The following is a 22,273-nucleotide window of genomic DNA, read 5'->3' as shown; positions in this document are numbered from 1 at the left end:
CGTATAAATATACTATACGGCAAGACGAATGAAGCCTATCCGTAACATGAATGGCTCAAAGCGGCATAGAGACACCAGCAATTGTCAAATATCATACTACGGCTTAATCGCGCTGACGGTTAGGCTTATGAGCATCGGCAATTCAACCATCGTTCTGTTCAGCTTAAACCAGCTTGAAACAAAGAGGAGTAAAGGTCCCCACTTTTCAGACTTTACGGCGTGGGCAAGAATTTCAGGAGCCTTACTGGCAGCAGCCTGCTGCTGAAACTTCGGGGGGATTCTGAGCAGAACTATGGAACGTCTTTCTTAAGGTAACTGCAAAGCCAGGCCCACCACAGTTAGCTATGAAGTAATGCCCACTATAAGTTGCTACTACACCTCATCGTTATTCAAACTGTAGTAAAGTTTTCCTAACACAATTAAGGACCGTCCCTGGGATTTTCGATGCAGATTGGTATCACGCAATGAGTAAACGCAGCCGCAATATTCCTGTTGATAAAATTGCTCACGCTTACTGATCTCAATCATGCGCCCTGAGCCCCCCTGCTTACGCCAGTTATGATCCCAGTACGTCATGCCCGGGTAATTACCGGCGGCACGATGGCCACATTCATTGATCTGTTGCATGTTTTTCCAGCGTGAAATGCCCAGAGAGCTGCTGATCACATTGAATCCATTCTCAAAAGCATAAAGTGCAGTGCGCTCAAAGCGCATATCAAAACACATGGTACAGCGCACTCCGCGTTCAGGCTCTTTTTCCATACCAGCGGCACGTTCGAACCAGTTGTCAGTATCATAATCAGCGTCAATGAAAGGCACACCATGCTGCTCGGCAAAACGGATGTTTTCGTCTTTTCGCAGTAAATACTCCTTTTTTGGGTGAATATTCGGGTTGTAGAAATAAATGGTGTAATCAATACCCGAAGCCTGAATTGCTTCCATCACCTCACCAGAACAGGGGGCGCAGCAGGAATGCAGAAGGAGTTTATTTTCGCCATGAGGTAACGTCAGTTTTGGACGCGTAAATTCGCTGTTGGTCATGTTTTCGAGCTCATAAGAATTGTGCAAAAGGAAAGAGTATACGGTGTTCAGTCTGAGAGGGGAAAGTATGCAGGCAGGAAACTCAATCCCCACCCTGAAGGAACTCATATTTAGGATCCTACAGACTACACAGCAGGCATGACGTTGTTAAAACTGCCGCCACAACAGTATACATTTCCTGTTCACACGATGAGGCCTTTGACGCCATGCCCGATTGTGGAACGCCTCAACGTAAGGGAATATATCGGCCAGTGACACAACCCGGGCTTTGTAGATCCATTTTCTGATGCGTTTTTTTTCAGCGAACTGAAGAAGGATTGGGCAACTGTATTGTATCAGCAGTTGCCGGGGACTCATGCCCGGAGCCTGATTATTGGCCCGGCTGCTGACCAGCATAAAGGCAAGGTATGCCGAAAATCACCGCCGCAGCCCTGTATTTCAAATATTTGACCTGGGCACTCTCGCCCGCAGGGTTTCAGCGCACTCATTGGGGCGGAGACCGTTAACAGTGACACAAAATAAATACGGGGAAGACGAAAGATTTCGCCGTCGGTGCCGGCTTTCGAGGCTCCTTCTAAATGTTAATGATTGCCGCCATTCAGTTCAAAACGGCGATGATGATTTTTTATATCAGCCTTAATACGGCCGGGAAGGCAACGCTGGTTGTCTGCATACGTAAGCTTATGACCTCCCTGTACGCCATTGTCATAAGCAGGACGTTACTGCAGGACCGTTAATCGCAATTTTGAATATTTGATGAGCCAGAAATTCAGATCAGCGCTGACTGTAACGTCGTCAGTGCTGTTCTGATGCCACTCTGAAAAAGTTCTGCATGGCCATCAGCGCTTTGCCGGTCATGGCGATTTCCGAAACAATCACCGCGTCATGATGTTTCAGCCACGTCAGGAAGTCTGGGTCGCTCATGTAAGGGCTAAATGAACCAAAAAGCAGTTTCAAGTGCAACAGGTCGTTAGCCCATATCTCCAACGATAGGTACTCGCTCTCACTCAGTTGCCTGAGCAACTCATCTGTCTGCGCTTTGATTTCTGTAATGCGGCGGCACTTTTCATGCATAAGGATCTTCACCTCTCGTTATCTTTCTTTATTTTTGGCACAAAAGTTACCCGAAGCTGAGCGTTACGTGGCCATCAGATGAACGGCGGTCGTGAATGCATGTTAAGCACGGCCGCCTTATGCAGAAATAGCTTATACTCTAAAGTTATCAACCATCCCGCGCAGCGCGTGTGCCTGTTCAGACAGTGACTGTGAGGCGGATGAGGATTCCTCCACCAGAGCGGCATTATTTTGCGTTACTCCGTCCATCTGGCTGACGGCAATGCTGACCTGAGAGATGCCGAGCATCTGTTCGGATGAAGCCAGTGAAATATTATCCATGGCCTCGGCAAGTTCGCCCACCATACCGACAATTTTCAGTATGCTGTGTCCTGCATCTGCAGCTGCCACTACTCCGCTATCAACAACACTTACTGCTTCCGCCATAAGTTGTTTGATGTCATGCGCGGCATTAGCACTACGCTGCGCAAGTGTCCTGACCTCACCTGCCACTACTGCGAATCCCCGTCCTTCTTCCCCTGCACGGGCAGCCTCCACCGCTGCGTTGAGGGCAAGAATGTTAGTCTGGAAGGCAATGCTTTCAATTACGGACGTAATATCGCGCACCTTTGCGGCGCTCACAGATATGGCATTCATTGTGTCCGACATGCGCTGCACGTCTGTTCCTCCTGAACGGGCAAGTTGCGCCGTTTCACGGGCTGAGCCCGCTGTCTGCTGTGCGCCTGTAGTATTACTTTTTACAGTAGCCGTAAGCTGCTCCATGCTGGCTGCTGTTTCCTGCAGTGCAGCCGCCTGCTGCTCGGTGCGGGAAGAAAGTTCGGTATTACCTTGCGAAATTTCATCCGCAGCCAGCGCCACGGAGCTGGCTGAATCCTTTATCTGCGAGATAAGTCCCCGCAGATTTGCCTGCATACCATCCAGAGAAGCCAGCAGGCTTGTCGTGTCCTTGCGATGCAGAATCACCTGACTGGTCAGGTCACCAGAAGCAATTGCTGCTGCAAGTATCTGAGCATCTGCGGGCTCCCCGCCTAACTGGCGCATCAGTGTCCGGACTATCATAAAAATTGTCAGAAGAGAGAATAAGACAGAAAGAATCGTGAGTGAGAGCAATAGAATGGAGGCCTCACGTATAGATGCACTATTACGAGCCACCGTATCCCTGCTGAGCTTATTCTGTACGTCTGTAAGCCCGTTCAGGGCATCAGAGAGAGCCTGCTGCGCCGGGCGCGCCGTATTCAGCAAATAGTCAGCGGCTTTTTCTGACTGGTCATTATCCAGCCCCATTTTTCCCGCAGTTGCAAGAGTATTCAGAGCAGCACCGTCTGAAGACAGGATATTGTCTAACGCTAACTTTCCTTCAGGAGAAGCGTTATGCATCATGCTGGCAACAAGCCTTTCGCGATCCTGAACATACTTTTCATGTAAATCACTGACCCTTTGCCACTCATTTTTCTCCTGCTCAGGATCTTTGAGCAGAACGATGTCTCTGACTGAAACTGCCATATCATTAACAGCAGCACGCATATTCAGGACAAGCGTAAGACGCTTCATTTTATAATTTACCGTATCTTCCATGCCTCGCCTGGATTCACTGAGCGAGTGCAGGGACAGTCCGGTGCAGATTAAAAAACATATAACTAAAAGGCCGTAGCCGCTGAAAAGTCGAACCGATATTTTCATTATTTTTACCTGGTGGGCGGGGGAACAACTCATATATCGGCTTGGGGCTGGATACTAATAGCTTTGATAAGTTACCAACTGTTTCTACCAGTCTCAGCAAAGATCCCATTACATCCGGCTGATGACCCGTACCGCTTAGTGGCGAGAACCGACTGCCCAACAATGAAAAAGGCACTCCGTACGGAGTGCCTGGCAGAGCAAGGTCTTATGGGTTGCTGTTGTTTCTCTGGCGCTGCATTTTGTGTGCTGTCATTACTGTTATCGGCCCGCAACAGGAATAATCCATGCGCTGCACCACATTTTGTTAATTTTATGGCAGCCAATCACTTTGGCGCTGAAGTAGAGGAAATAATGGATCTGGTGTGATTATGCCACTGACGTCAGACATTTTGCATGGCGTGAGGCACATTATCCGAATGTCAGTGCCTCACTGCTATTTTTATAATTTTTCAGAAACTTTTCCAGTTTTCCTCAAGGCCTGCTGTCTTTTTCTTCACAGTCGTCCCGTGCGAAGATGATAATTTCACTCCGGAAGCACTAATCGCATCTTTTGATTTCAATTCTGACGGTACTTTAATGACAAAAGTGGCTACCAGCTCGTTAAGAACGTTGGCCTGCTCCATCAGTGAATGCGAGGCGGCAGAGGCTTCCTGAACGAGTGCCGCATTCTGCTGCGTCACGTCATCCATCTGGTTAACTGCCTGGTGAACCTGGCCAATGCCCTGCATTTGCTCGTGCGCTGCAGCGGCTATCTCATTCACCAAATCTGCCACCTGACTAATGGCCTCGTTCATATCACCCATATTCTGTCCAACCTCATCTGCCTGACCTGCCCCTTTCTCCACGAATTTTATTGATGACTCAATCAATTCTTTTATTTCACGAGCTGAAGCCGAGGATCGCTGGGCAAGATTGCGCACTTCACCGGCAACCACGGCAAACCCACGTCCCTGCTCCCCGGCCCGTGCAGCTTCTACGGCCGCATTCAGGGCGAGAATGTTGGTCTGAAATGCAATACCTTCAATCAGCGAGATAATATCGGTGATTTTGGCAGAGCTGTTCCTGATATCAGACATCGTCCCCATCATGGCGCCTACCTTTACAGAGCTGTCTTCTGAGAGCTTGCGGGCATTCTGCGATAATTGGCTTGCCATGCCGGTATTTTCAGCGGTCTGACGTACCGTCTCACTAAGTTCTGACATGCTGGCTGCCGTTTGCTCAAGCGAAGCCGCCTGTTCTTCCGTTCTGGCTGAGAGGTCCTCATTTCCCGCCGAAATCTGTGAAGAGGCCGTGCTGACGGACTGGGAGGAAGAGCTTACGGATAACAATGAAGAAGCAACATTCGCCACCAAATTATTGAATGCTTGTGCCGTCAGGCCTATTTCGTCTTTACGCGAGTCATCCGCCCGCAGGGTCAGATCCAGACGTGAACTGGCCTGTTCCATCGTGGAACGCATAGCGTTAAGGCTTCTGCGTATACCGGCTATAGTCTTAATGGCGAAGAATCCAAGGATGAGAATTAGAATCGAAGCACCCGAAATCATGCCCCAGAACGTGACCTGATAGACGCGGGTATTCTGATTTTTTAGCCCTTCACCAATGTCCACGTTCAGTTGCAGCTGCTTTTTGTAACCTGCAATGAGGCTTCGGGCAGCGGCACCTGCTCCGTTGCTGCCCTGAATTTCACTGAGCGAAATCGCATCATTCTGCTGCTGGGATGCTTTCAGGAAGGTAGGTAGCTTGTTCTGAATAACCTGTATCGTGGCGAACCCCGCTTCGGTCATGCGCCTGTCTTCTTCACTTGAAACATCATTATCGAGATAGAACTGATTGAGAGACTTCAGATTATTCAGCTGTTCGCCTAGTTGTTTTTCAACCTCGGCCTGCCTGCCAGAGTCTGTCGCACTCTGGTGCCTGTACATCCAGATAAGTAACTGGTTACTGCCATCGACCATTTTTCCGATATCGATAATTGAAGGTACGGTATTGCTTTGAACGTACTGAAAGCGTGACTGAAACCCAGTCACGATCATAACGGAAATAAAGACTAAAGTGATAAGAGAGGCTGAAAGAAGAGAAAAAGTCAGGAACAGCCGCTGTGTAATTGTCATTTATCGTTTCCACCTGATATGTTGGCGTGAGTTGAGGGCTGTACAACGCAAACTATGCATGAACACATAACACTATCGGCTGAAGGTGAAAAATAGTTAGCTAAATTCTATCTCCATATCCATAGATTCTGGATAGTAATTGGCACTCTCTGAAATTGCCAGTCCAAGCGTTTCGCATATTGGTAATGTTCAGTTAAGCAAAATTAGGTAATCGTCATGCATCAAAAGTCCGCATTTGGCTCAGAGCGGACCTTGCCACGCGCATGTCCGCTCTGAGCCAAACGCGGAAACTGTCGGTTGTAATTGGGTTCAAAACCACCACTAGGCGATTTTCTTTTGCCACCCGCATGGACTCGGTAAAACGCCAATACTACCGAGTCACCAGTAATGGGGCTTAACAGCAGGCTTCTTCTTGGTCGGAACGCGATCTGGAAACTGATGCGCCTGTAGCTCAGCAATTTTGACGTTCTTCCTCACCCAGTGGGCGTAATTTTTGAGGGAGCCAGGAACTTCGCGATCTATTCCTTCTCGGTGGGGAAGAATGATGCCAACTGTGATTTCGGGGAAGTCTTCCTTTATCGCTTTTAACGCTGGCGTCATATCAGTATCGGCAGACACCAGAACTATCTGTTCTATCTGTTCTATACGTTTATCAGCTTGCAGGTGCTGCTGTTGTGAAAGGAACCTGTACATACCGATGGCTAAGCTTACATCGGTTTGTTTCTCTTCCAGATCCCATATATCCCCCTTATCCTGCCTTGAAGCCGGTGTATGTTTATCTATGTAGCGGGGAGCTGTGCCATGCTCTAACCGGTGTTTACCCAGTGTCACTGCTACGCCTTTCGCAATCAGGGCGCGAATGTAGGTATCCTGAGCTTCTTTAGATTGGATTCCTAAGGTTGCAAGGCTCGGCAATACCGGAGACGTGAAGTAATTTACCTGAATAGTCTCAGAAGCAGGATTTTGTATTTTCGTGATGTGGGTTAGCAGGGCTGGGAGGTCTAGCCACTTATAATTTGTACCGGCCAGCAGGCCATAAAAGAGGTTGTATCCGTCTATAAAAAAAGCGGTGCGCACGTTTGCTTCCCTTCAGATACGAAAAAACCGGCTCGCTGGCCGGTTTTTTCACCCCAACAGCCAGTGAACTTAATCGCTGCGTTCGGGGTTGAGTTGTAGTTAGAATACTATTCTATTGTGACGTGTCCGTCAATATCTACTACTCATCCGGAATTACGGCCTGCATACCCGTTCACAATCTGCCGCCGTTCGGCAAACGCCCATATTGCTCAAACAAAAACGCCGCTTCATTGAGCCGCATTAAATAGGCCTGAAAGCCTGACTTACGTCAATTTCAGTCGTCAAAATAGCGATGTATCAGGTTGCTAGCCACAAGGATTAGCACCATTGCAAGAAACTGATATCCGCCGATCGCGTACCACGGCCGCTCGTCGAAAATCCCATATGCCAATGTCAGCTCCTCGCTCAAAGCTGCCAGTCATACCTGCTTAAAAAAGAAGTTTAACTTAGGATATTTTCCGTTTTCCAGGCGGCTCCATTAAAGCGAGTATGGTGATTCAGTTCTTATCCCTGCCGCCACCGGAGGCCATCAGAAGGAACATTCCGGCTTCATCCGGGCACGGCTCAGCTTTCCAGCCGCAGCGGTCAAGCAGTTGCTTCCGTTCTTCCGCGCAGCCAGTAGCCCTGGTCATAAGCGGTCTGATTTGATGTCCATCATCATCAAAAGCCGCGTCTAGAGAAGAACGGGACAGGTAAAACGCGTTAACGCTGGCATTTACTGGTATCGCATTCCGGCCTGTCCATTCCCTGTCAGTGAGGAGCCGGAATATCCAGCGCATCTCCTTTGCCGTTTCAAGCGCGTATGTCAGCCGGAACAAATCATTCTGCTCCGAAAGCTCACCGGAGCAGGAACGCCACAGATAATCAAGCTTGTGGAGTATCTTTGCTCTGGCTCCCAGAGTCCTGCCCTGCTTCAGTAACCATTCGATATCAGGCGCCACGTCGCGGGGAAACCGGTGCTGTTTTAGTGCGGTGGACAGCCAGCGGGTCAGGAACAGATTTTCCTGTGATTCAGAGCGGATCTGGCCGTCATCTTTTGCCAGCTGAAGTGCGACCATGGCGCACCATGCCAGGTGAGCGGATTTTTTCGTTAATGATTCAGTACTCACAGATACTTACCTCTCCCTGCTGTTACCCACCTTGTATGCCTCATATGTCAGGTATAAAGTACCAGTTATACCGTTATAGTTAAATTTACTGAATGTTTAAAGGGTTTTTTACTTTATGCGTTTACGCATGAAGGCGACAACCGTTATACCCTGTAACTCATCAGCTAAGTGTCGCCGGTGGCGCGGCACAGCCGCCCTGTATTGATAGGAACCACCAATCCAACCCCTCGCCCTGCAAAGCCAGACCCGCTATCAGCGACTAAGAAGCCTATTCTGCGCAGTCGGAGTGGCCCGGTCGCAGACCGGGCGTATCTCCGCGTTAGCGCCTCTGGCGCTTACGTGCGTGTACTCAGTAGCCTCAGCATCATGTCTGAAGCGATATCGTTGTTTAGTTACAACACCCATTATAAAGCCACTCTGTTCCGGGCCTCCGGCCCGGTGCGGGGCGGCTTTGCATGGGGAAGGGATGCTGAAACGACTGCTGTTGCCACCATAGATGAATGTTGTAACTAATTCAGTCTGCCCCGGCCTGCCGGGGTGCTACTTATTTTCTGTCATAGTTTCGTTTTACTGCTGCTGGAAAGGAGTGCCCTGAGCAAGGCGAAGGGAGCTACCCGATGCCTGCGTAGCGGGCTCCGGGGACTCTTTCTTTAGAAAGCATGTTTTGTTCAGAAGTAACGTTCGGAATTAACGATATCCGGAGGGGTATTTCGAAATTAAGAGCACTGAAGGAGGCACATGGATGAAAGGTTCGAAGTTAAGCGATTGCTGAATGTCCTTTCTTGTCGGCCGCGGCCGTCTGATTTCGTGAAGAGTGGTCAGGAAGGTGCCCGACACCGGATTTCAGGCGCGCGAAAGCCTGCCGGGCGCGGGATTATCCGTTCAGCGCCAGCACAGACACCGCGACGGGCGCGGTTATTTAAGAGGGGGGTAAATCAGAGGGTGACGCCGGCACGCTCCAGCAGCAGGCGATAATACCGCTCCGCGTCGGTGACGTGAAGCTGAGGGTGTTCTGCCTTAAGGGCCGCTTCCAGCGTGTAGCGCTGCGCCGGCGGACATGACTGACTTGATGACCAGCGAACCCACGCAGCTTGCCAGCGTCCGGCATCAGCGCGCGGACGCAGCTGCCGCAGCCTGCCAGCGTGGCCATCCAGCGCGGCCTCGAGGTCGGAAGTCACGCGCTGCTTCTCGGCCCGCAGCTCCGGACTGACAACCCAGCGCTTTATCTGCTTCAGGCGGTTCTTCAGCGAGTGATGGTTATCGATGTTGATGCCCAGGCGGGCCATCTTCAGCTGGTGACGCGCATACTTCTCGCGCATAGACTCGGCAACGCCAGAGGCAACAGCCCACTGGCGATACTTGTGCAGCCACTCCCGGACGTTTTCGACGGTCATGCCGCGCGAGGTAAAGAAGCTTTCCGTCAGGAAGATGCGCATCGGTTTGTTCTGGCCCGAATCGCTGTCGCGGTCGCGGTGCACTACCGCATAGTCCAGCTGCTCCAGCACCCGCAGGGCATTGAGCAGGACGTCGTATGCCTTGCGGCCACTCTCATAAACGTGCAGGACGCCCATGCGGCGGGCCATATCCTCGACCGGCAGCATGACTTCAAACATGTATTCGCTGTCAGGGCTGTAGTCGCAGTTCGCGGCCAGCACCAGCGACAGCGCCGTAAGGGCCTCGCGGCTCTCCGAGCGCGGGGTAATGCGCATGGGTCTTGGGCGGAACGTTTTATCGAACATCCGCGAATACGGGGTGTAGCCCTGACGGCGGAGTTCGGTCAGGTCGCCGTTACGGCACCAGTCATGGCCACGGATGCAGGCCACCACTTTTGACGCCATGCCGCGCGGAGTTTTCTCATTAAACTGAGGCTGGTGATTGCGGTGCGTTTTCGCCTGACCCTTGCGCTGACGGTTAGCTTCACCGCGACGCGAGGGACGGTATGCACCAGCGGGCGCTGATGCAGCCCCTGTCGGAGAAATTGTAAAGAGGCGTTCAGACACGACTCCCTGCGCTTATGTTGCGCCGGGGGAGTTGACCTTTAAAAGGCATAAAACTATACTCCCTGCATAGAGCAACAAACTCTATACAGTTTTAGTGGACCCCGGTAATCTTCACGTCGCCAAACTGAAGAGATTATCGGGGTTTTTGCTATTCTAGGCCCCGCACAAATTCACGTCAGAGCCTGTTCCCTGCCACCTTACGGCGTGGCCCACCAAGAATTTTCTAGCCGATCAGCAATCTAGCACTCAATAACTAAAGTATCAAGAAGGTAAGCCCACTAGGTCAGCTTCCTGTCACGCGCTTCACGTACAATCAACTGCCCAAGCACTTCTGCTTGCGTTAATCCATCCTGCTCGCACATATTCATGAGCAGTTCTTTAAGTTGCGGCTCAATGAAAACTTTCACTTCTTTATGAGTCACTCGTTTACGAGCAACAGACATACTCTGCTTTTCAGCATCGCTAAGTGCGTTGCCTTTTCTGTAAGGGCGCTTAGTTTTCGATGAGGATGATTCTTGATTCACAGCATGCGGCATTTCAGCCTCCTCACAGTTCAAAAAGGAATCTAGGATGAGGATACTACATCTACTGTAAATCAGCGACTTACTTTGAATGTCAGCGTGACCGGCGTTGGCGCGCCCGTCATGATTGAAAGATATGAGACCTGCGAAGTGATAATGCTACTGAGCGGGGGCCCAGTCGGTTCCAAGATCCCACCGGCTCTGCCAGTGAGTGAGATAGCGCTGCGCCACGTCCGGCATGTCCTTCAGCACAATGACGTTTTCCGAATTGTAGCGCTCACCTGAGCGGGTGAAGTTCAGCGATCCGGTTTCCACCGTACCCCCATCCACCACGAAAAATTTATCGTGCGTGATGGGAAAAACGCTCACGGTGCGCAGCGGTATCTGTGCCCCGGCAAGCAGCGTCATGGCCGACTGGCTGATACGGCTGCGGTTGGCCTTCTCATCCACGACTACCCTCACGTCCACGCCCCGGCGTTTTGCTGCCGTCAGCGCCTTAACCACTTCAGGGGATGTGAACGAATATCCCATCAGCCGGATGCTTTCCCGGGCATCACCGAGGGTGCTGTTAACCAGCTGCTCCGCGTTCCCCTCCGGTGAAAAGCCCACGGCGACTTCCGGCGCAGCCACGGCGCTGAACGCAGGAACGCCGCCCAGGACTGCCATTAACATCATGTATGAAGCGTGTTTACGCATCGTCTTCCTCCTGATAATCAGTAGCAAACCTGCCCGTCACGATCAGTTTGCCGCACGGTCGATGGCGGCCTGCAGCTGCTCTGCCGGTACGGCGCCGCCGAGGATAGTGGTGTTCTCCGTGGTGGCACCGCTCAGCGGCATGATGATGAAGCCCGGCGTACCGGTCAGTCCGGTGGCCTGCGCCAGACCGTCATTGCGTCCGGTCACCGCCTCCGCGGAGATGTCCGCAGGAGCTATCGGGTCAAAGCCAGCGGTGGCACTCACCCGGTCAATGTCCGCCTGCGTCAGCTGTCCCTCATCGTGCCCGGTGGCATAAATCCCGTTGTGGTAGGTCATGTAGGCCGACGGCCCTTTCTGTTTCCAGACCTGCAGACCGCGCTCCGCGGCCGTCCGGGAGGTTTCCCATTTGCCGGCGAAGATGGGCCAGTCTTTGAAGATGTACTTAACGTCCGGGCGGGCCTTCATCACCTGCTCAACCACCGGCGCCATCCGGCTGCAGAACACGCACTGGTAATCAAAGAACTCAATCACCGCCACGCGCGCATCGTCTGGCCCCACCGCCGGCACGTCCGGGTCAGTGGTCAGCGGGCCCGGCAGCTTCACCGCGGCCGCGCGCGTGGCCAGCGACTGACGCTCTGCCTGCTGCGCCTGCAGCTTCTGGCTCACCTGCAGTAAAATTTCCGGATGTGCCAGCAGATAATCACCGGCAATCCGGCCAATCTGAGCCTGCTGCTCAGGGGTGAAAGACCCGGCGGGCTGCGCCGCCCCCGCAGACGACAGGCAGCACAGCAGGGCGGCCGTCATGGCCGCCTTCATAAAGGTGTGTTTCAAAGGGATGTCCTCAGCGCACGTGGCGCCACAGTGATTTGGGGATTTTGTCGTAAAGACGACCGGAAACCAGCTCGGCCCGCCGGTGGTCGGCGGCGGCGTTAAAGCGGTACAGCTCGTCCCCGGTCAGGGTGTAATTCTGATGCTCGGCCACCCTCTCCAGCGTGTCCGGTGACGTACACCGGCGCAGCCGGTACAGCCATTCATCTCGTGTCATCTTTCTCTTTTTTCTCAGCAGGTTAACGTTCCTTCTGGATATGACGCTGTGGCTCATGATTTAGTTCCTTATGTTCCATTTCCTGCCCGCGTGGCGCTGGCGGCAGCTCAGGAGCGTGCTGCCTGTCGAGCTCCCGCACCGCGCCGGACAGGGCTTTCCCCGAAACGGCGGGCTGTTCCGGACCGGCTTGCGTCCTGCCCCGCGCCTGCTCCTCGTGCACCTGCTTCAGCACGGAGGCCGGTACGCCGCCACCCTGTGTCGCATCGCCGTTAAGGCGCATATCCGCCGGCACTCCGGAGCCTGACAGCGCGCTCAGTACCGCCCGCAACGTACCGCCCGGCAATACGTCACTGCCGGCCAGCGCGGCCGACGCGTCACGCACCAGTGAAGCGTAGTCCGGGACTTTCTCACCCGGGAGGGACGGTATCTGCTGCTTCATCCTTTCCTCTATCCGGCTGGCCAGCTCACGCATCATATCAGGGTCGCTGGTGACGGAATGTTGCGTGTCAGCCGTCGGCAGGTCGCGAAGTACCGCCTGCAGCTCAGACTGTACCAGCCGCAGCAGCGTGGCATCCGGACGCATCGCGCGGTCGGGCAGCCCTCCGGCCACCTTCAGCAGCTGCGCGGAAGGGGCATGCCGTCCGGTCAGCAGCAGCACGCCCGAGGCCGGGTTGTCCCGGGAGGCCGCCAGCCCCTGCGTCAGATCGCTGACAATCAGCGTCTCCCCGCTGCGGCTCTTCTGCAGGATGGCGGCCTGCGCCCCGTCCGTGACCAGCTGGCGCGCCCCGCCCGCCTTTATCTGCCCGGTATCCGGCTGCAGCGGGATAAGGGTGAGGCCCGCCGGCTTGCCGTTGCCGTCATACGCCGGCAGCGCCAGGTGCGGCGCCGGAAACCTGTGCGTGGGCGGGATGACGCGTGCCGTCACCGACGCATCCTTCAGCCCCTGTTCACGCAGGAAGGTCCGCCCGATGGCGGTCTTCGCCACCGGCTGCCCCATGGCCCAGATGCTGCGGGCCTGCGCCCGCGCCGGTTCCGGCGTCAGCGCATCGTGCGCCGTGGCCGGCCCGGTGTCCTTCTCGCGCAGCGTGGCCACCCACTTATCCAGGCCGTCGGTCACCACCTGCACGTGGTCCCGGGCCCGCGAGACGTTAATGTAGAAGGCCCGCATGCCGCTCATGCGCTCACGCGCGCCCTCCGTTCCCTCCAGCACGATGTCATAGGCGGCGCTGGCGCCCTGCCCGCCGTAGCCCGTGACCGCCCACGCATAGTCAACGTGCCGGTCGGCGGTCACCGCAGCCGGGTCGATAACCTTCACCCCGTCCCGGTTCCTCAGCACGATTTCGCCGTTGTCGCGCAGCGCCTCCACCCGGTACTGCTCGTGCGCCGCGTGACCGGCCCGCTTCTGCGTTTTGTTCAGGCGCACGCTGTCGCCCTCACGCAGCTCGATGTTCCGCTTCTCAAAGACCTCGATTTCCGTGGCGTTCAGCTCCGCCGGCGAGTAGTACTGCATGCGGCCGTTCTCATCGCGCAGCAGCACCCGGCCGGTGCCGCGGTCGACGCCGGTCACGCTCAGGTAGCGTTCGTTTGCCAGCACCATCTGCCCCGTCTTCCAGTCCTGAATGCGGTTAAAGTCGTGCCGGCCACCGGTCACCCTGTCCAGTACCGGCACCGTCACCGCCCTGTCGCCCAGCTCTTTTGTGGCCACCATCGCGTTGTGGATCCCGCTGTTGATGGCCCGCCGGTCTGCGTTAAGCTGCACCAGTATCATGGTTTCCTCCCGTGCCGCGTCGGTGCGGCTCATGTAGTCGGCCACGATGAAGGCGACCGGATCCTGCGTTTCAGCCACCGAGCGGGCCGGCGGCACCGCCCCCGCCCTGCGCGGCACGGTTAGCGGCGACACCTGCTCAATTTTCTCCAGCGCCGCCCCGGCTTTATTTTCGATAACGCTGTAAACCGCCGACTTCAGGTTCGCATCGCGCTGGCGCACGATCTCCTTCATCACCGCCACGTCTATCGGGCTGCGCTCCTGCATCAGCCGGAACGGCGCGCCGCTCTCGGGCGACTCCAGCTGGGCCACGTCCCCCACCGGGACGGCACGCCCGTCGCCGGCCGCAATCGCGCGGTAGGCCGCCGCCGTGTCCTGGTTACCGAGCATCGACGACTCATCAATCAGAAACAGCGTTTTGTCGTAGCGCACGCTCTCGCCGGCGGCGCTGCGCTGCTGCCAGTCCATCACGAAGGACTTCAGCGTCTGCGCATCGATGCCGGTATCGCGCATCTCCTTCACCGCCCGGTGCGTGGGTGCCAGCCCGATGATGAGCGGACGTTCACCTTCCGGCAGGGTATCGATGGCCGCCTTCACCGCCGCAAACTGCGTGGTTTTCCCCACCCCCGCGTAGCCCTGTACCGCGGTGAAGCGGTCAGTACTCTGCAGGATGAGGGTGGTGGCCGCCTTCTGCCCGTCCGTCAGGCCGCTCAGCAGCGATGGCGGGACGTCCGGCATCAGGGGCACCTGGGTGTTCTTCCCGGCGGTGATTTCGCCGATGATGGCCTTTTCCATCTCCCAGGTGGCGCGCGCCACGTAGCGCGGTTCGCCCCCCACCTTCACCGGCATCAGGTCGCCGGCCTTTGCCAGCCGGGCAATCTCCCCGCGCAGGGCACCCACGTCGTCCGTGAAGCTCACGGCCTGGTCAAGCAGCCTGACCTCGGAGAACGAGACGTCCCGCATCTGCGCCACGGCCCGGGATACCGCTTTCTGCACGTCGGTACGCACGGCCGCATTCAGGGCAGTCAGCGCCTCGCCGGTCTCCTCCTTTCCGCTGGCCTGACGGACCAGTTCCAGCGGTGAGCGGGTGGTCCGCATGCGGGCAAGCCGCTCCTCCGCCCGGCTGAGCGCCTCGCCGGTGAAGATTTCCGCCTCATGTCCGGACTGCGCCAGCGCGTTCATCATGTTGGCCGACAGGTCACGGGCGTTGAGGCTCGCCAGAACGGTCCCCTGTTCGTTGTCCCGGCTGCCGGGGGCGCTGACGTAACCGTGCGTGACGTACAGCGGCCGGTCTGTCGCCACGCGCAGCGGTTTTCCCTGCCCGGCGCGCGTGAGCGTCAGGGCGTCTTTATCAACGCCGGTGACCGTCAGCCGGTCGCGCGCCTTCAGCCCGGCGGTTTTGTCCGCCGCCAGTGCAAACAGCTGCTCGCCCTGCGCCACGCTGATTTTCTCCGCAGTGAAGGCCCGCCAGTCGCCGGTCAGCTCCCCCAGCTTCACCCGGCTCAGCACGCCGTCCGCGTCAACCAGCGACAGCATGCGGGTCTCCGCATGCACCCGGTCAATCACGTAGTGCCGGGTGTCGCTTTTCTCCGAACGGTCTTCGAGCACCATTCCGGCCTGCCAGCTGGCCGGCAGCCTGCGCTCTTTAGCGGTCATAAATACCGGCGTGCGGGCTTCAATACTGACGGCGTCGCGCCCCAGCTTGCCCGCGTTCTGCAGGGCGTCACGTATGAGGCCGGTGAGCTGCTGCTGTTCGCGGGCCCCCACCACGCTGGCGGTCACCGTCGCGTCCGGTCTGCTCAGGTCCGCGTAGCGTCCGGCCAGCGCCCGGTAACGGTCCCGCTTGTCGCCGATGCTGATGACCCGGGCTTCCAGTCCGGGGGCCGGTTCGGTCAGTCCGTGCCGCTCCACGCCGGCCGAAGACAGGACCGATAATGCGTTTGCATTTGACTGACGGCCCGCGCTGTCCAGAAACAGCAGCTGGGCGTTCTTCTCGCGCGCCTCGCCGGTCAGCACCAGCATCTCCTTCAGTCCGAGCTTTTCCGCCCCCTCCACGATGAGCGTGCTCTGGGGTGAAAGGCTGAACGTGCTGTCCAGCACGCGGCTGCGGTACAGAATGTCGTCCTTCAGCAGCGCGGACTTGCCGAGGCTCATGCCGCGCTCGGCCGAGCTGGCCAGCACCTTCACTTCCCGGCCGTTTTCGCGTGACATTGTCACTAATTCTTCTGCGGTTTCACGCAGGCGCTGTACCGATGCCGGCGCGCTGAGGATGGCCACCGGGGCAAACTCCACGCCCCTGAGCCGTGCCGGCGCGTCGTTTTCAGGGGAACGGAAGCTCACCACCCTGTTCTCCTTCACCATGTCGGCGGCCAGCGCCTGCACGGACAGCTCATCCAGCAGGTGAATGTGCGAGGTGAACACGCCCTTGTCGCCGTCCAGCGGTGCCAGCAGGTTCTCACTGACGGCCCGGTCAATGGCCTGACGCAGGTGAGGCACCGACTGCTGCGCCTCGCCGGCCTCGTGTGCGGTCATCAGCAGGTCACCGTAGGTGAAGCGCGTGCGGCTGTCGCTCAGCACCGAAATCGCGGTGCGGACCGCCGCCATTGCGTCAGGCGGCAGCGGGCGCTCTTCACCCGGTAACGGCCGCTCAGCGGCCCGCAGCGTCGCCTCCTTCATCACCCCGGACAGGTCAAACCCGAGGTCATCCATCTGCCGCTGCCAGCGGTCCTGCAGGCGGGAGCGCCCGTCGGCCGTTTCGGGCTTGCTGATGGGGGTCTCCTTTGCAGGTCCGGGGATTGTCCCTGCGCGCCCGTCCGGGCCTTCCTCGCGGCTTACCCCGGCTTCAGGCTGCGCCCGCGTTCTGGTCAGCGCTTCCGTGGCCGGTACGGCTGCAGTGTCCTCACCGTAACGGCTGATATCCTGCTTACGCGGGCGCGTGTCCAGCGCCGCCACGTCCCGGCTTTTCAGCGAGGCCTCGTCGCCGACGCGCGCATGTATTTCGCGGTGGCGGGAGGAAAAGGCGTCCAGTACCTCGTCAGAAAACCCCTTCACCTCCCACAGCTCGTGTTTGCCGCCGGTGAGTTCCGTTTCAAACCCCAGCGCCTCGGTTTTCCCCTTCAGCGCGTTGCGGTAAATCTTCCCGAAGCTCACCTGGTGGCGGTACATCGTTTCGATGAATCCCGCGCCGTGCACGAAGTCGGTGGCCAGCGCCTTCCATTTGCCGGCCAGCTCCGTGACGTTGGCCAGCACCGCATGGGTGTGGATTTGCGGGTCCAGGTTGCGCGAGGTGTCGTGAGTGAACAGCGCGGCCACCATTTTGCCGGTGGGCACGATGGACGTGACGCCGTCTTTAGTGTCGCGCGCGCTGACCATCTGCTCCATCACCGCCAGCGTCTCTTTTACCGCCTCGTGATGCGCCTCAAGCAGGCGCCTGTCGCCGCCGGCAAGGATGAGCATTGAGATGCTTTTGGGGGCGGAAAAGGTGAAGTCATGCCCCGGACGGTGAACGTGGCTGCCCTGCACCTCCTTACCGAGCTCCACGCCGTTGGGCAGCTTACCGTGCAGCACGGCGGTGAACGCGTCCAGGTCCACCGGCCCTTCAAGGCCGAGTTCCCGTGCACCTTCGCCCAGCCACTGGCTCTGCAGGTCATCAAGAAAGTAATAGTTGTCCTTGCTGCTGTAATAGCCTGCGGCGTCCGCAGCGGACGCCACCGGGGCGACGGTCATCATCGTTCATACCCTCCGGGTTCATGGTGGTCGCTCATGTCCTGATACGCCTCGTAGTCGTCACGGTGGCGCAGGATGTTCTGTTCTTCATCGGCCATCAGGCGCCCGGCGCGGCCGTACTGCTCCGCATACGCCTCTTCCCGGCTCTCCGGGGAAGCCTTGCGGGTGCCCGCCGTGCGAAGCGTAAGTTCCCCGCGCTCGTCGGTTTCCACCGCCATCTGCAGTTCAGGCGCCTCGCCCCGTGCTTCAGCGACGGGGGCATCATCGTCATCCCCTTCACCAGACCCGGTGACCGGCTTACGGGCGGCCTTGCGGGCCAGCATGTCCAGCGCGCTCGGTCCCCGGAGCGGGGCATTCATCGCCGGCAGGACCGGCGCAGGGGTGACGGGGGTGACGGGAATAACGGGGGCCGGGCTGGCCTTCGCCCTCGTCTCAGACTGGTCTTCTGCAGGCGTTGTGCCGGGTGCCGTTACCGCAGGTGAGAGTGCAGGACTGGCCGGCACCGGGGTGTCCGTGCGGGAACGTGGCGTGAAGGCCCGGACGTTCGCCGGCAGCGGCGTGTCAGCCTGTTTTTCGCTACCGGTTACCGGCGCAGGGGCCGGTTCAGGCTGGTGATGCGCCTCCCGCAGCGGAAGAACCGGAGGAACCTCCGGCACGACCGTGACGGGTTCAGCCGCCTCAGGAGCCGGTCTGACCGGCGCGCGTGGCGTCACGGAGACCGTTTTTTTTGCGGACGCCGGCGTGCTTTTCAGCACCGGTGACGGGATATCTGCCCCGGCAGCCGGGGGGCCTTCCAGCAGCTCATCGCCGGTCGGGAAACTCAGCCCGGCGGTTCGGGCGGCGCTCTCGTTGTTCTTAATGAGGCTTTCCAGCTCCGGACTCAGCCGGTCGCGGAAATCCCGTTCGAGCAGCGCCGGGTGATACTTCTTCTGGCGGCGGTACTTCAGCGCCAGCTTCACCACCGGGTATTCGCCGGGGAGCCGCACGTAAAAGCGCAGGTTCGGCATCGTCATTATCTGGTCGTAGTCGACCACCGGTTCGTTGACCTTGTCCTTGCTGATGGAGATACCGTCGCGGATCTGGTCCAGACCGAAGCTGTTCTGCTCGCGCGCCTCGCGCCGGCGCTGGTGACCGAGCTCATCCTCGACCATCTTCGCCACCTCGGCGCTCGGCGAGCGGCCGTAGGCGCGGGTGTTCAGCAGGTCGAAAATGGCCTTGGCCATCTCACGGCCGTAGATGTTCACCAGCTGCGGGATGTTCTGTATTCCCAGCACAAAGCAGGCGCCGAATTTGCGCCCTTCGGCCAGCGTTTCGTTCAGCTCGGGGATTTTCTGCAGGCCGGCGATTTCATCGCCAATAACCCACACCCGCCGCTCGCTGTTTTCGCCCATGCTCTGCAGCTGCAGCGTGGCAAGCGACAGCCACATGGAAATCAGCGGGCGTACCGCCTTGCGGTGACGGGCGGTGGTGGAGATGAACAGCCAGCTGTTGTCATACTGTGCGTCGGTCATCCACTCCCGGACGCTGAACTCCGGCCTGCCGCTCCTGTCCAGCCCCTGCAGATAGCGCAGAGACTTGGCGTAGTTGGTCAGCACGGAACGGATGGAGATGGCGGTCTTCTCGATTTTCTCTTCCACCAGGTTGGCAGACGGGGTGTTCTTCAAAAATTCGCGCAGGCTTTTGAGATCGATGGACAGCAGCGTTTTCAGGAACGTCTCGATGCTGCGATCGGGCGCGGCGGCAAACTGCATCGCCGCGTCGCTGAAGATGGTGCGGGACGAAGAGACCCAGAAGGGATCCGAGTCGCCCTCCACCGGGATAAGCGCGGCGGTAAGGTTCTCGTAATCGACCCCCTCCGGGCACTCACGCCACAGCACCCAGTTCTCGCAGCGGCTGTCGTGCGGATTGAGGATCTTGTCCCGCCGCTCGTCATAGTGGGTCTCGATGAAGGTGCCGCCGGAGTCATAAATGATGGCCCGGTCACCGCGCCGGCGGATGTAGTCCAGCAGCCAGCGGATAAGGGTGGACTTGCCCACGCCGATGGTGCCGTGGATAAGGAAGTTCATCACCTCGGCGTTCTTCACCATGTGCAGCCCGCCAATCTGCAGGTCTGACTTCTCGCCGGCCTTCTTCAGCTGGCGGTTCACGTCGTCCAGCCTGTCGGTGAGCTTCATGCCGGAGATATACTCGTCCTCGCTTTCCTTTTTACCGATGCGCCCGACGTACCAGGCGATGTAGCAGAAAAGCGCGAGCGCGACGGTGCCACACCCGGCGGCACACAGCTTGAGGTTCTGCAGCAGCTGCGCGCCCTGCACCTGCATCCACTCGCTGGCCAGCAGCTGCGCCAGCGTCAGCTTAGTGGTGCAGAGTTTCGCCGGTTCGCAGTGCCAGCTGATATCCCACGTGGCCGGACTGCTGCGGTCCATCAGCGGCAGAAAGCTGGAAAACAGGCGGCCTGACCAGAACCAGAAGCCGTTGCGCAGCGTGTCATCCGGGGTGACGGCCCAGAACAGCCCGCCCGTGGCGACCAGGAAAAGCAGCACCATCCAGTGAGAAATCCACTGGTTCACCTGCACGAACATGCGCAGGCGGTAGGCGGTCATCTGACCGCCCTGTGTAAGGTTTTTAGGGGTGAAACTCATGGAAGACTCCGGCAAACGCGCAGGCGAAGCCCGCCCCGGGGGAGAGGCAGGCGGTCATAATCAGTAAGGGAAAACGGGCGTGCTGGCCCGGTCAGCTGTCAGAATAAAAACGGAGTAACGCGCAACGCCCGCCGCAGCCCTGACGGGCCGTCAGGGTGAGGAGGCGTCATATCACGGTAATTAAAGCGGCCACGGCCACACCGGCGTAAAGGGTGGCACGTACTGAAGGCAATCCGGGGAAACCGGGACCGGTAAACGGGAAACAGGCACCGTGTTGTCAGGAGAACGGGCGTCTCATGCAGCACCTGTGCCCTGCTTACCGGACCCATTTACGGCAGCGGCAGCCAGTGCCGCCACCGGGGACTTACATAATACCGGCCACGGATTTGGCCAGCTGCGCTTCCAGGATTGGTTTCGCCTCTTCAAATTTGAGGTTCACCTTGTTGGCATTTGATACCACGCGCGTCTGGTATTTGATGCGGTTGCCCTCTTCACTGCTGGTCTGCAGCTTCACGCCGGAACTTCCCTGACGCAGTGCGGACACGCTATCGGTGGTCACGGACGCCCTGCTGCGCTCTGAAATCTGCAGATCGGTCACCATTGTGTAGTTCACGTCCTCAACCAGCGCATCGGCGGCCATGCCAGCCAGCCCTGCCGCAAGGCCTGCACCGAGTATGGCCCCGCCCGACGTGCTGTTGTAGGCGGTGATACCGGCCCCCAGTGCTGCACCTGTCGCGGCACCTTCATAACCACTGCCCAGCAGCCCCTGCGCCGTACGCAGGTCCATTTTTTCAGCCTTCAGCACGTTGGCCTGGATCCAGTAATACGCCGCATCCGGCGAGGAGGTCACCGTATAGCCTTTCGCACGCAGGTCCTGTGAAAGCAGCGTCTGCAGGTCGCTCATGTCCTTGTCGGACGTGTTACGCACCTGCAGATAAACGGTCTTTTCGTTCGAAGGCTCAAGCCATACGGTCTGGCTCATCTGGGTTTTGACGTCGAGGTTTCGCTTTTTGATGGCGGTTCCCATCGCGCTGCAACCGGAAAGTACGAGGCATGAGGCGACCACAGCCGCCACAACTGAATTGCGGGTTTTCATTTGCAGATCCTTGTCAAAGATAAACGGGCGCAGGTGCACCCGGGAGGAAAATCATTTAGGGATATATCAGGGGGAAAGCCCCTCCGTCAGAAAGCGGAGGGGGTATTGGCGAAAGCTGAGAGAACTTAAATCTTTTTAATAAATTGGGCGAATTTACTCATCACGCCCGCAATGCCATAACGCATCAATTCCGAACTAATAATAGCTTGCATGATGAGGTAACTGATTAGAAGAACGAATGGCGCGGCATAAAATAACTGCGGATTAAATGCTGTAATGACTGCAAATATGCCATTGATCACTATCGATGCTGTACAGATTTTTTTAAACAGACCAGTTAATTTCCGCACCAGGAATGACTTAATCCTGACTTCTTTTGGTATTGAGGCTAAAAGCATGAACGGCGTGTACAACATAGCCATTATTGCAATTGACAGGATGAGCGTGAACCCGCCAAAGGCAAGAATCAGCCCCTGATAATGTAAGGTCGGATTAATCCATACATCGTCCGGAGGTACAAAACTATAAATGATATATGTGAGCGATAAGACATAAAATGACAAACAAGACAGAGGATAAACAGCGCTCAATTTGATCACATCGAGTACCGAGGGTACAGATTGTTTTCCAGACGCAAGGCTATCAAATACAAAATCCGCATCTTTCTTAATATCGTCATACATCATCGCA

15 protein-coding genes and 1 pseudogene are annotated in these 22,273 nt (G+C 57.1%); all 16 read right to left on the bottom strand.

The features are described from left to right. Positions 1-372: 372 nt before the first annotated feature. Positions 373-1,041, bottom strand: coding sequence for an epoxyqueuosine reductase QueH (locus tag E2F51_RS00505; protein ID WP_134822459.1), 669 nt, complete (start codon positions 1,039-1,041; stop codon positions 373-375). 147 nt (positions 1,042-1,188) lie between these two features. Further along, positions 1,189-1,422 (bottom strand): annotated as a pseudogene (locus E2F51_RS23990) (hypothetical protein); the annotation flags it as partial. Between the two features lie 414 nt (positions 1,423-1,836). Beyond that, positions 1,837-2,127, bottom strand: coding sequence for a hypothetical protein (locus E2F51_RS00500; RefSeq protein ID WP_167738365.1), 291 nt, complete (start codon positions 2,125-2,127; stop codon positions 1,837-1,839). A gap of 120 nt (positions 2,128-2,247) precedes the next feature. Then, positions 2,248-3,795 (bottom strand): methyl-accepting chemotaxis protein, encoded by a 1,548-nt coding sequence (locus E2F51_RS00495; protein WP_134822457.1) that lies wholly within the window; start codon positions 3,793-3,795, stop codon positions 2,248-2,250. A 449-nt stretch (positions 3,796-4,244) separates the two neighbouring features. Next, on the bottom strand, positions 4,245-5,906 hold the full coding sequence (locus tag E2F51_RS00485; protein ID WP_134822455.1) for a methyl-accepting chemotaxis protein: 1,662 nt from the start codon (positions 5,904-5,906) through the stop codon (positions 4,245-4,247). Positions 5,907-6,284: 378 nt separating this feature from the next. Next, a complete protein-coding gene (locus E2F51_RS00480) occupies positions 6,285-6,983 on the bottom strand; it encodes an NYN domain-containing protein (protein ID WP_134822454.1) in 699 nt (232 codons plus the stop codon). 497 nt (positions 6,984-7,480) lie between these two features. Beyond that, a complete protein-coding gene (locus E2F51_RS00475; RefSeq protein ID WP_134822453.1) occupies positions 7,481-8,092 on the bottom strand; it encodes a DUF2913 family protein in 612 nt (203 codons plus the stop codon). 935 nt (positions 8,093-9,027) lie between these two features. Beyond that, positions 9,028-10,092 (bottom strand): Replication protein, encoded by a 1,065-nt coding sequence (locus tag E2F51_RS00470; protein WP_134822452.1) that lies wholly within the window; start codon positions 10,090-10,092, stop codon positions 9,028-9,030. A 278-nt stretch (positions 10,093-10,370) separates the two neighbouring features. Further along, positions 10,371-10,628, bottom strand: a complete 258-nt coding sequence (gene repA, locus E2F51_RS00465) for a replication regulatory protein RepA (protein ID WP_134822451.1) — start codon at positions 10,626-10,628, stop codon at positions 10,371-10,373. 144 nt (positions 10,629-10,772) lie between these two features. Then, the gene (locus tag E2F51_RS00460) at positions 10,773-11,309 is read right to left on the bottom strand and encodes a phospholipase D family protein (RefSeq protein WP_134822450.1); all 537 of its coding nucleotides are present in this window, start codon (positions 11,307-11,309) and stop codon (positions 10,773-10,775) included. Positions 11,310-11,351: 42 nt separating this feature from the next. Continuing rightward, the gene (locus E2F51_RS00455) at positions 11,352-12,125 is read right to left on the bottom strand and encodes a DsbA family protein (protein WP_134822499.1); all 774 of its coding nucleotides are present in this window, start codon (positions 12,123-12,125) and stop codon (positions 11,352-11,354) included. A gap of 25 nt (positions 12,126-12,150) precedes the next feature. Next, on the bottom strand, positions 12,151-12,354 hold the full coding sequence (gene hha, locus E2F51_RS00450; protein WP_134822449.1) for a hemolysin expression modulator Hha: 204 nt from the start codon (positions 12,352-12,354) through the stop codon (positions 12,151-12,153). A 22-nt stretch (positions 12,355-12,376) separates the two neighbouring features. Continuing rightward, the gene (gene traI / locus E2F51_RS00445; protein WP_134822448.1) at positions 12,377-17,848 is read right to left on the bottom strand and encodes a conjugative transfer relaxase/helicase TraI; all 5,472 of its coding nucleotides are present in this window, start codon (positions 17,846-17,848) and stop codon (positions 12,377-12,379) included. Next, positions 17,845-20,487, bottom strand: coding sequence for a type IV conjugative transfer system coupling protein TraD (traD, locus tag E2F51_RS00440; protein WP_134822447.1), 2,643 nt, complete (start codon positions 20,485-20,487; stop codon positions 17,845-17,847). The genes traI and traD overlap by 4 nt, the downstream gene beginning before the upstream one ends. 364 nt (positions 20,488-20,851) lie before the next feature. Beyond that, the gene (gene traT, locus E2F51_RS00435; RefSeq protein WP_134822446.1) at positions 20,852-21,583 is read right to left on the bottom strand and encodes a complement resistance protein TraT; all 732 of its coding nucleotides are present in this window, start codon (positions 21,581-21,583) and stop codon (positions 20,852-20,854) included. Between the two features lie 125 nt (positions 21,584-21,708). Further along, positions 21,709-22,269, bottom strand: coding sequence for a hypothetical protein (locus tag E2F51_RS00430; RefSeq protein WP_134822445.1), 561 nt, complete (start codon positions 22,267-22,269; stop codon positions 21,709-21,711). Between the last annotated feature and the right edge of the window lie 4 nt (positions 22,270-22,273).

The sequence above is a fragment of the Erwinia sp. QL-Z3 genome (assembly GCF_004551645.1).
In the GTDB taxonomy this organism is placed as follows: domain Bacteria; phylum Pseudomonadota; class Gammaproteobacteria; order Enterobacterales; family Enterobacteriaceae; genus Erwinia; species Erwinia billingiae.
This window is presented reverse-complemented; position numbering and strand designations above follow the sequence as displayed.